Genomic DNA, 10,929 nt, shown 5'->3' on the forward strand with positions numbered 1-10,929 from the left:
CGGCGGACGGAAGAAGCGCAGGTCGGCGGGGGTGGTGCGATCGGTCACGCCGGTAGCGGGGCGTCATGGCCGCAACATGCCGCCCCACGCCGGTCGCTGGGCGTCCTGGCCGCACCATGCCGCACGGCCGGCTACTCGACCACCTGCCGCCCCTCCGGACGGGCGCTGCACGAGGCGCGGAAGCTGCAGTGGGTGCAGTGCTGGCCGGTCGACGGGGTGAAGCGCTCGTCGAGGACCTTGCCCGCGGCCGTGGCCAGCAGGTCGCCGACCCACTCCCCCTCCAGGGCCTCCTGGGCCTGCACCTTCGGCAGGGTGTCGCCGCCGTCGCGCTTGGCCGCGCCCTGGCGCAGGTGGACGAGTTCGGCGCCGCCGGGCTCGGGGCGCACCCCGTCGAAGGCGTCGTCGACGGCACCCTCGCGGACGGCGAGCTGGTAGACGGCGAGCTGGGGATGGTGCTCGACCTCGCGGGAGGTGGGCGCCTGCTTGCCGGTCTTGAAGTCGACGACATAGGCGCGGCCCTGGCCGTCGGTCTCGACCCGGTCCATCTGGCCGCGGATGCGTACCTCGTAGTCGCCCGCCGCGAGAGTGACGTCGAAGTCGTGCTCGCTGGCCACCGGCGTGCGTCCGGTGCGGTCCGTGACGTGCCAGGTCAGGAAGCGTTCGAGCGCCACGCGCGCGTGGTCCTTCTCCTGCTCCGACTTCCAGGGCGCGTCGAAGGCGAGCGCGTTCCACACGGAGTCCAGCCGTTCCATGAGGACGTCGAGATCGGCCGGGGTGTGCCCGGAGGCGACCTCGTCGGCGAGGACGTGCACGACGTTGCCGAAGCCCTGGGCGGCGGTGGCAGGCGCGTCGGCCTTCACCTCGCGGCCGAGGAACCACTGGAGCGCGCAGGTGTTGGCGAGCTGGTCGAGGGCGCTGCCGGAGAGCGCGACGGGCTGGTCGCGGTCGCGCAGCGGCACCTTGGACGCGGTGGGCTCGAACATGCCCCACCAGCGGTAGGGATGCGCGGAGGGCACCAGCGGGCGCCCGTCGTCGTCGGTGAGGGCGGCGAGCCGGGCCAGTCGGCGGGCGGCGGCCTCCCGGAGGGCGTCGGAGACCCGAGGGTCGACCGTGGTGGCGCGCAGTTCGGCGACGAGCGCGGCGACCGACAGCGGGCGCCGCGGGCGGCCGGTGACGTCCTTGGGCTCGACGCCGAGCTCGGTGAGGAAGCGGGAGGGCTGGTCGCCGTCGTCGGCGGGTGCCTTCACCGCGGTCACGACGAGCCGTTCACGCGCGCGTGTGGCGGCGACGTAGAACAGCCGCCGTTCCTCGGCGAGCAGGGCGCCCGGGGTGAGCGGTTCGGCGAGTCCGTCGCGGCCGATGCGGTCGGCCTCCAGCAGGGAGCCACGGCGGCGCAGATCGGGCCACAGTCCCTCCTGGACGCCCGCGACGACGACCAGGCGCCACTCCAGGCCCTTGGAGCGGTGCGCGGTCATCAGACGCACGGCGTCGGGGCGCAGGGCGCGCCGGGTGAGGGTGTCGGCGGCGATGTCCTCGGCGTCGATCTGCTCCAGGAAGTTCAGCGCGCCGCGCCCGCCGGTGCGCTCCTCCGCCCGCGCGGCCGTGGCGAACAGCGCGCACACGGCGTCCAGGTCGCGGTCGGCGTTGCGGCCCGCCGCTCCGCCGCGTCGCGCGGTCCGCTCCAGCCGTGCGGGCCAGGGGGTGCCCTCCCACAGGTCCCACAGCGCCTCCTCGGCCGTACCGCCGCCGGCGAGGCGCTCGCGGGCCTTGCGCAGCAGCGCGCCCAGACGCTGCGCCCCGCGCGCGTACGCCGGGTCGTGCACGGCGAGCCGCTCCGGCTCGGCCAGTGCCCGCGCGAGCAGCTCGTCGGAGGGCGGGGGCACGGCGTTGCCCGCGGCCCGCTCCTCCTCCCGCAGGGCCCGCCCCAGTCGGCGCAGGTCAGCTGCGTCCATACCGGCGAGCGGGGAGGCGAGCAGAGCGACGGCGGTCTCGGTGCCGAGCCAGCAGGGTGCGGGGAGGCCGGTTCCGGCGGGGACGGTGTCGTCGCCGGGCGTCTCTTCGCCGACGTCGGCGTCCTGGTCGACGTCGGCGTCCTCGGCCTCCCCGGCCGCTGTGTCCACAGACTCGGCCGTATCCACAGGCTCGGCTGTATCCACAGACTCGGCTGAGTCCAGAGGCTCGTCTGCGGACACAGGCTCGCCGCCCCCGGCCTCCGCCTCCGCCACGGCCCGCAGCGCCGACAGCAGGGGCGCCACGGCGGGCTCGTGCCGCAGTGCCAGGTCGTCGCCGTCGATGTCGAGCGGGACGCCCGCGGCGCTCAGGGCGCGGCGGACGGCCGGGATGGTGCGCGAGCCGGCGCGCACCAGGACGGCCATCTCGCTCCAGGGGATGCCGTCCTCCAGGTGGGCCCGGCGCAGGATGTCGGCGACGTTGTCCAGTTCCGTGCCGGGCGTCGGGTAGGTGAGGACCTCGACGCGGCCTCCGTCGCGGACCGGGGCGAGGTCGCGGTGGGCGCGCACCCGGTCCGCGGGGAGCCGGGTGAGCGGCATGCGCTGGGTGAGCAGCCGGGTCGCGGCGAGCAGCGTGCCGCCGGAACGGCGGGAGGTGCGAAGCACCTCGACGGGGGCCGGGCCGCCGTCCACGCGCGCGAAGGTGCGCGGGAACTCGAGGATGCCGTTCACGTCGGCGCCGCGGAAGGCGTAGATCGACTGGTCGGGGTCTCCGAAGGCGACGAGGGTGCGCCCGCCGCCCGCCAGGGCGTCCAGCAGCCGCACCTGGGCCGGGTCGGTGTCCTGGTACTCGTCGACGTACACGGCGTCGTACTGCGCGGCGAGCCGCTCGGCGACCTCCGGGCGGCGGGCGAGGAGGACCGCGCGGTGGACGAGCTCGGCGTAGTCGAGGACGCCCTGGAGGTCGAGGACGTCCAGGTACTCCGCGAGGAAGGCGGCGGCGGCCCGCCAGTCGGGGCGGCCGATGCGGCGGGCGAAGGCGTCCAGGGCACCGGGGTCCAGGCCCAGCTCGCGGCTGCGGGCGAGGACCGCGCGGACCTCGTCGGCGAAGCCCCGGGTGGTCAGGCAGGCGCGCAGTTCGTCGGGCCAGCGCACATGGGCGAGGCCGAGGCGTTCGAGGCCGGTCTGGCCGGCCAGCAGCTCGCGTACGGCGACGTCCTGCTCAGGGCCGGACAGCAGCCGCAAGGGTTCGACGAACAGGTCGCTGTCCTGGTGGGCGCGGACCAGGGCGTAGCAGAACGAGTGGAAGGTGGTCGCCTGGGGCGCGCGGGCCGCTCCCATGCGCAGGGCCATGCGGTCGCGCAGTTCGACGGCGGCCTTGCGGCTGAAGGTGAGCACGAGAACGCGCCGGGGGTCCGCGCCGCGCGCCGCGCGGGCCGCGACGGACTCCACGAGGGTGGTGGTCTTGCCGGTGCCGGGACCGGCGAGCACGAGCAGCGGTCCGCGGTCGTGGTCAACCACCGCGCGCTGTGCCGCGTCAAGACGAGGGGGATCCGGTCGCGCCGGACGGGTACGGACCAGTCGGTAAGCGCCACGGTTCCCCTGTCGCACCGCGGGGTGCGACAGGCGCCTGGTGGAGGAAGAGGAGCTCACGTGGTTCGCCGGTCCTGGTGGGTGTGCTGGTTGCCGGGCCGTCTCGCGGGAAGAGCGGTGGCCGGGAGGTGAGGGGGACGCGCGCTGCCGACGCTACGCCGACGAGAGGATCGGAAGCAGAGCTTCCGGTTGTTCCCTCCCGGCTCGTGCGTCACGTTCGTCCCTCACCCCACGAACGTACGTCATGTCACGGACGTGCCCCGTTTCCCTCTTACGGATCACGCGTCCCCCACGCCCGCCCCCGATGGCGGAAGCTGTCAGGTGTGACCCTGCGCGTGTTCGCCGCCGTCCCATCGCGCCCGCTTCATGTCGACGCGGGGCAGATGGCCCTCGGCGGCCCTGCTCGCCTCCTTCAGGGGCGTCCCCTCGGCCCGGTAGTTCTCGAGCGCGCGCAGCTCGTGGCCGGGCAGCAGCGTCCCGTCCGCGCGGGTCACGCGCCACCAGGGCACGGCCCCGCCGTACAGCGCCATCACACGGCCCACCTGGCGCGGCCCGCCCTCCTCCAGCCATTCGGCGACGTCGCCGTACGTCATGACCCGCCCCGGCGGAATCAGTTCCGCGACCTCAAGGACCCGCTCGGCGTACTCGGGCAGCTCGTCCGCGTACTCCGCGCGGGCGTCGCGCGGCAGCCTCTCCTCGCTCATTCGCCCCATCCTGCACCACCCCACCGACAATGTGAGCGCCCCGCCACCGTGCGTATCCCTCGCCCGAGGGCGGTGCTTCCGGCAGACTGTGCGCCCCCGCGTTTGCACCCTGATGCCCCCGTGTGTCGGTGCGGCATGCCACCATCATGCGGGCGGTGACCGTTGATACGAGATCAAGAAGAGACGATGAAGCAGCAGGGTGTGCACCCCGAGGACGCGGAGGGCACCTCTGACGCTGCGTCGCGCCCCGACACCGGGCAGGCCGGGAAGCCGGCCGGGCGCCGCACCGCAGAGCCGCGCGGACACGGCGAAGGTCGTCGCGAGAGCGAAGACGCCGAGCGTCGCGACAGTGAAGTCGGCGGCCCTCGCGAGAGCGACGGCGGCCGTCATGACACCGAGGACGGCGACCGCCACGACGGCGACGGCCGCCGCGGCTCCGGCCACGACGGTGACATCGACCACGACCGTGACTTCGACCACGACAGCGACAGCGACAGCGACGACCGTGGCATCGATCACGACCACGACATCGACGACCGCGACATGGACGACAGCGACGAGTTCCTGGCCGACGAGGTCGAGGGCGACGAGGTGGAGGGTGACGAACCGCTCCTCCCCGCGCGCGTGCACCGGCCCTCCGACCTCATGCGGCTGCTGGTCGGCGTGCTCGCCGTCGTCGTGCTGCTGGCGATCGCCGGGTTCGCCCACGGCACCACCTCCGGCCTGGAACAGGACATCAACAAGGGCACCGGACAGGCGCCCGACCTGCTGATCAAGATCGCGGGGCTGGCCTCCAGCATCGCCATCCTCCTGGTCCCGGTCGCCTTCGCGATCGAACGTCTGATCAAACGGGACGGGCTGCGCATCGCCGACGGCGTGCTCGCGGCCGTCCTCGCGCACGGCGTGACCCTCGCCACCGACCTGTGGGTCGCCCGTGCCGCCCCCGACTCCATCCAGGACGCGCTCACCCAGCCCTCCCCCGGCGACATCAACGCCCTGACCGACCCGGTGCACGGGTACCTGGCCCCGGTCATCGCGTACATGACGGCGGTCGGCATGTCCCGCAGACCCCGCTGGCGCGGGGTGCTGTGGATCGTGCTGATGCTGGACGCCTTCTCGATGCTGGTGACCGGCTACACCACACCGTTCTCGATCATCCTCACCGTCCTGATCGGCTGGAGCGTGGCCTACGGGACGCTCTACGCCGTCGGCTCGCCCAACGTCCGCCCCACCGGCCGGACGCTGATGGCGGGCCTGCGTCACGTCGGCTTCCGCCCGGTAAGCGCGGCCCGCGAGGACGTCTCGGACGCCTCCGACAGCACCGACCGGGGCAGACGCTACTTCGTCACCCTGGAGGACGGCCCACCCCTCGACGTCACCGTCGTCGACCGGGAGCAACAGGCCCAGGGGTTCTTCTACCGGGTGTGGCGCAACCTCACGCTGCGCGGCATCGCGACCCGGCGCAGCCTGCAGTCGCTGCGCCAGGCGCTGGAGCAGGAGGCCCTGCTCGCCTACGCCGCCATCGCCGCGGGCGCCAACGCGCCCAAGCTCATCGCCACCTCCGAGCTCGGCCCCGACGCCGTGATGCTCGTCTACGAGCACACCGGCGGACGCACCCTGGACTCGGTCTCGGACGAGGAGATCACCGACGAACTGCTGCGCAGCACCTGGTGCCAGGTGAAGGCGCTGCACTCGCGGCGCATCGCGCACCGCAGGCTCGCGGGTGACGCGATTCTGGTGGATCGTTCCGGCAAGGTGATCATCACCGATCTGCGCGGCGGCGAGATCGCGGCCGGTGACCTGCTGCTGCGCATGGACGTCGCCCAGCTGATGACCACGCTCGCGCTCCGGGTGGGCGCCGAGCGCGCCGTGGCCTCCGCGGTCGGGGTGCTCGGCCCCGACACCATCGCCGACTGCCTGCCCATGCTCCAGCCGATCGCGCTCACCCGCTCCACGCGCGCGACGCTGCGCCGGCTCGGCCGCGAGCGGGCCGAACGCGAACGCGAGGCCGTGCTGGAGGCGTCCCGGCACGCCAAGCAGGCCCGCCTGGAGGCCACAGAGGCCGCCGAAGCCGCCGAGGGCGGCACGGGCGGCACCGCGCCCGTCCGCCTGGACAAGGCCGACAAGAAGGCCGTACGCGCGGAGGCGCGGGCCGAGAAGCGGGCCATCGACGAGGCTCTGGAGGAGGCGCGCGAGGAGGACCTGCTGACGCAGATCCGGCACCAGGTGCTGCGCATCCGCCCGCAGGCGCCGGTCGAGCCGGTCCGGCTGGAGCGGGTGCGGCCGCGGACGCTGATCAGCATCATCGCCGGTGCCATCGGCGCGTACTTCCTGCTGTCCCAGCTCACCCACATCGAGTTCGGCACCCTCTTCGCCGAGGCCGAGTGGGGCTGGGTCGTGGCAGCGGTGCTGTTCTCCGCGCTGAGCTATGTCGCGGCCGCGATGAGCCTGCTGGGGTTCGTGCCGGAGCGGGTGCCGTTCCTGCGGACCGTCGGCGCGCAGGTCGCGGGCTCGTTCGTGAAGATCGTGGCACCGGCCGCGGTCGGCGGTGTGGCCCTTAACACGCGCTTCCTGCAACGCGCGGGCGTGCGGCCGGGTCTCGCGGTGGCCAGTGTGGGCGCGTCGCAGCTGTTCGGCCTCGGCTGCCACATCCTGATGCTGCTGTCCTTCGGCTATCTGACCGGCACCGAGAAGACGCCGTCGCTGTCGCCGTCCCGGACCGTCATCGCGGGCCTGCTGACCGTCGCGGTGCTGGTGCTCGTGGTGACCTCGGTGCCCTTCCTGCGGAAGTTCGTCTCCACGCGCGTGAGGTCGCTGTTCGCGGGTGTCGTTCCGCGCATGCTCGACGTGCTCCAGCGGCCGCAGAAGCTGGTCACCGGCATCGGCGGCATGCTGCTGCTCACGGCCTGCTTCGTGATGTGCCTGGACGCCTCCATCCGCGCCTTCGGCGACGAGTCGACGTCCATCAGCCTCGCCAGCGTGGCCGTCGTCTTCCTGGCGGGCAACGCGCTCGGTTCCGCCGCGCCGACGCCGGGCGGTGTGGGCGCGGTCGAGGCGACCCTGACCGTCGGTCTGATCGCGGTCGGGCTGCCCAAGGAGGTCGCCGCCCCCGCCGTGCTGCTGTTCCGGCTGCTGACGCTGTGGCTGCCGGTGCTGCCGGGGTGGCTGGCGTTCAACCAGCTGACGCGGAAGGGCGCGCTGTAGCGGAGCGCCCGTGCGACGCCCCGGACGGGGTCGCGCGGGCCCCGTCCCTCGTACGGCCCGTGCCCCGCGCGACCCGCCCCGCCCGGCCGCAGGATGGGATCATGCCGAAGCCCTGCCGTGTGCGCGCCGTCGCGCTGACCGCCACCGCCGTGCTGCTCTCCTCCGTGCTGGCGGGATGCGGCGACGACGACAAGGACGAGGATCCGACGGCCCAGAAGCTGAGCTGGGAGGACTGTCCGCCGCCGTCCCAGGCCGAGGGCGGCGGGGCCGCACCCTCGCCGCTGCCCGACGGCGACGAGTGGCAGTGCGCCACCATGAAGGCGCCCCTGGACTGGGCCAACCCGAAGGGCGACACGATCGGCCTGGCGCTGATCAGGGCGAAGACGACGGGCGACAACAGCGACCGGATCGGCTCGCTCATCTTCAACTTCGGCGGACCGGGCGGCTCCGGTGTCTACACGCTGCCGGCCTTCGGCCCGGACTACGCCACCCTGCGCACACGCTACGACCTGGTGAGCTTCGACCCCCGCGGCGTCGGCCGCAGCGCCCCCGTGACCTGCCTGAACGACCAGCAGCTCGACTCCTGGTTCCAGCAGGACGCCACCCCCGACGACGCCGCCGAACGCACCGCGCTGCTGGACGGCACCAGGGACTTCAACGGGGCGTGCGAGGAGCACTCCGAGCGGATCATCCCCCATGTCCGCACCACCGACGCCGCCCGCGACCTGGACCTGATGCGCCAGGTGCTCGGCGACGAAAAGCTCTACTACTTCGGCATCTCGTACGGCACCGAACTCGGCGGCGTCTACGCCCACCTCTTCCCGGGGAACGTGGGCCGGGCCGTCTTCGACGCGGTGGTCGACCCGACGGAGACCTCCGAGCAGGGCTCCCTCGGCCAGGCACAGGGCTTCCAGCTGGCCCTGGAGAACTACGCCGAGGACTGCGTCTCCAAGGTCGAGGAGTGCCCGGTCGGCGACAGCGTCCAGAACGTCCAGGACCGCATCGCCAAGCTGCTGAAGGACCTCGACACCCAGCCCATCCCCGGCGCGTTCCCGCGCGAGCTGACCCAGTCCGCGGCCACCACCGGCATCATCCAGGCCCTGTACTCCAAGGACCTCTGGGAGTTCCTCACCGAGGCCCTCGACCAGGCGTACGGCGGTGACGGCCAGCTGCTGATGGTGCTGTCCGACTCGATGAACGGACGCAGCGCGAACGGCGAGTACAGCAACATCACCGCGGCGAACATCGCCATCAACTGCTCCGACGACAAGGCCCGTTACGGCGTGGACTTCGTGCGCTCCAGGCTCCCCGAGTTCCGGGAGGCGTCGCCCCTGTTCGGGGACGCCCTGGCCTGGGGCATGGTCAGCTGCACCGACTGGGCGGTGCCGGGCGCGGCGGCCCACCCGGACGTCAGCGCGCCCGGCTCGGCGCCGATCCTCGTCGTGGGCAACACCGGTGACCCCGCGACACCGTACGAGGGGGCCCGGCGGATGGTGCAGGCGCTGGGCCCGGGCGTCGGGGTGGAGCTGACGTACAAGGGCCAGGGGCACGGGGCCTACGACAGCGGGAACAAGTGCGTGCTCAGGGCGGTCGACGGCTATCTGCTGAACGGGAAGGTGCCGGCGTCGGGGACGGTCTGCTCCTGACCGGCCACCGAGCCGCAGTCCCGGCAAAACCGCAGGTCAAAAGGTTATCCACAGGGCCGGGCGGACTGTGCCGGGCCCGGCCTACCATGGCCTGACCGCCGTTCGCCCGCCGAAGCGCGGACGGCCAGGGAGGGGACAGACATGCGCCGATTCCTCAGGTGGGCCGCCGCGGGCGCGACGACCGCACTGCTGCTGACGGGCTGCACCGGCGGTGCCACGGACAGCGGCAGGGAGAGCCAGGACGACGACGGCAGGAACGGCACCCGGACCGGAGGCCTGGCGCCACCCTCCGGATCCGTTCTCCCGTCCTCCCTGACCGCGCAGGAACTGGACTGGGGCGAGTGCCAGGAGACCCCCGACTCCCCCGCGCCCGGCGGCGACTGGCGGTGCGCGACGCTGAAGGTGCCGCTGGACTGGGCGCAGCCGGAGGGGAAGACGACAGGACTCTCCCTGATCCGCTCCGAGGCCCGCGGCGACGACCGCATCGGCTCGCTGGTCTTCAACTTCGGCGGACCGGGCGGCTCCGGTGTGTCGGCGATGCCCTCCTACGCCGCGGTCGTGTCCTCCCTGCGGGACCGCTACGACCTGGTCAGCTTCGACCCGCGCGGAGTGGGCGGCAGCGAGGGGATCCGGTGCCGCGACGACAAGGCGATACAGGCCGCCGAGGCGGTGGACATCACCCCGGACACACCCGCAGAGGAACGCGCCTTCCTGGCGGACGCGGCCGGCTTCGGCCAGGACTGCGCCCGTACGACCGGTGAGCTCATGGCGCATGTCTCGACCACCGACACCGCACGCGACATGGACCTGATGCGCCATGTGCTCGGCGACGACGAGATGCACTACTTCGGCATCTCCTACGGCACCGAACTCGGCGGCGTCTACGCCCACCTCTTCCCGGGGAACGTGGGCCGGATGGTCCTGGACGCGGTCGTCGACCCCACCGCGGACGCCGTCGGCCACGCCGAGAACCAGACCCTGGGCTTCCAGCGCGCGCTGAACGACTACCTGAGGTCCACGGGCGAGGACCCCGAGCGGGGCACGGCCAGGATCGCCGCGCTCCTGGAGCGGCTCGACTCCGACCCGCTCCCGGCCACGCCCGGCCGTGAGCTGACGCAGAGCATGGCGGTCATCGGCATAGTGCTGCCGCTCTACAGCAAGGACAGCTGGCCGAGCCTGACCAGCGCCCTGGAGGCGGCCGAGTCGGGCGACGGCTCCGAACTCCTCGCGCTGGCCGACATCTACAACGAGCGGGACGCCTCGGGCCACTACGGCACGACGACCCACGCCCAGCGCGTCATCTCCTGCCTCGACGACAGGCAGCGCCCGACACCCGACGAGGCGAGAAAGTCCCTGCCACGGTTCGAACGCCTCTCCCCCGTCTTCGGCCCCTTCCTCGGCTGGGACACGGCCGGCTGGTGCCACGACTGGCCCGTGGACGGCCGACACGACACCCCGGAGGTCTCCGCCCCCGGCGCTCCCCCGATCCTCACGATCGGCAACACCGGCGACCCCGCCACCCCGTACGAGGGCGCCCGCCGTATGGCCGACGAACTCGGCGAGGACGTCGGTGTGGTCCTCACCTGGAAGGGCGAGGGCCACGGCGCCTACGGCAGCGGCAGCGACTGCGTCGACTCGACGGTCGACACCTACCTCCTCGAGGGCACGCCGCCACGGGACGGCAAGGTGTGCTCCTGAGGCAGCCGGGCCCGCGCGGGGCCGAACCGGGCGGCCGCGGGGGGACGGCTTCCCCCGGAGAGTGTGATCCGCGCCCGGGGGCAGCGGGGGAGAGAGCGGGAGGAGGGTGGGGCGGTGGAGCAACCGCGGTCCCGC

General features: G+C 73.2%; 5 protein-coding genes. 3 read left to right on the plus strand and 2 right to left on the minus strand.

What is annotated here, in order from left to right; genetic code table 11:
- Positions 1-131: 131 nt before the first annotated feature.
- Positions 132-3,602 carry an ATP-dependent helicase gene (locus tag ACZ6SQ_RS31790; protein ID WP_469568230.1) on the minus strand — a complete coding sequence of 1,157 codons (3,471 nt, stop codon included), beginning with the start codon at positions 3,600-3,602 and terminating at the stop codon, positions 132-134.
- 257 nt (positions 3,603-3,859) lie between these two features.
- Positions 3,860-4,246, minus strand: coding sequence for an MGMT family protein (locus tag ACZ6SQ_RS31795; protein WP_386378892.1), 387 nt, complete (start codon positions 4,244-4,246; stop codon positions 3,860-3,862).
- A gap of 186 nt (positions 4,247-4,432) precedes the next feature.
- Between ACZ6SQ_RS31795 and ACZ6SQ_RS31800 the strand changes: the two genes are divergently transcribed.
- The 3 genes from ACZ6SQ_RS31800 to ACZ6SQ_RS31810 all read left to right on the plus strand — a co-directional run bounded on the left by ACZ6SQ_RS31800 (position 4,433) and on the right by ACZ6SQ_RS31810 (position 10,794).
- Positions 4,433-7,450 carry a lysylphosphatidylglycerol synthase transmembrane domain-containing protein gene (locus ACZ6SQ_RS31800; RefSeq protein ID WP_469568232.1) on the plus strand — a complete coding sequence of 1,006 codons (3,018 nt, stop codon included), beginning with the start codon at positions 4,433-4,435 and terminating at the stop codon, positions 7,448-7,450.
- Positions 7,451-7,551: 101 nt separating this feature from the next.
- The gene (locus tag ACZ6SQ_RS31805) at positions 7,552-9,096 is read left to right on the plus strand and encodes an alpha/beta hydrolase (protein ID WP_469568234.1); all 1,545 of its coding nucleotides are present in this window, start codon (positions 7,552-7,554) and stop codon (positions 9,094-9,096) included.
- Between the two features lie 141 nt (positions 9,097-9,237).
- Complete coding sequence (locus ACZ6SQ_RS31810; RefSeq protein ID WP_469568236.1) at positions 9,238-10,794, plus strand: alpha/beta hydrolase; 1,557 nt, start codon at positions 9,238-9,240, stop codon at positions 10,792-10,794.
- Positions 10,795-10,929 lie beyond the last annotated feature (135 nt).

Source organism: Streptomyces sp. NPDC048600 (assembly GCF_055587025.1).

Excerpts from the sequence above, each read along its gene's own strand:
- ACZ6SQ_RS31795 (WP_386378892.1), bottom strand. The coding sequence starts at position 4,246 with ATGAGCGAGGAGAGGCTGCCGCGCGACGCCCGCGCGGAGTACGCGGAC.
- ACZ6SQ_RS31800 (WP_469568232.1), top strand. The coding sequence starts at position 4,433 with ATGAAGCAGCAGGGTGTGCACCCCGAGGACGCGGAGGGCACCTCTGAC.
- ACZ6SQ_RS31805 (WP_469568234.1), top strand. The coding sequence starts at position 7,552 with ATGCCGAAGCCCTGCCGTGTGCGCGCCGTCGCGCTGACCGCCACCGCC.
- ACZ6SQ_RS31810 (WP_469568236.1), top strand. The coding sequence starts at position 9,238 with ATGCGCCGATTCCTCAGGTGGGCCGCCGCGGGCGCGACGACCGCACTG.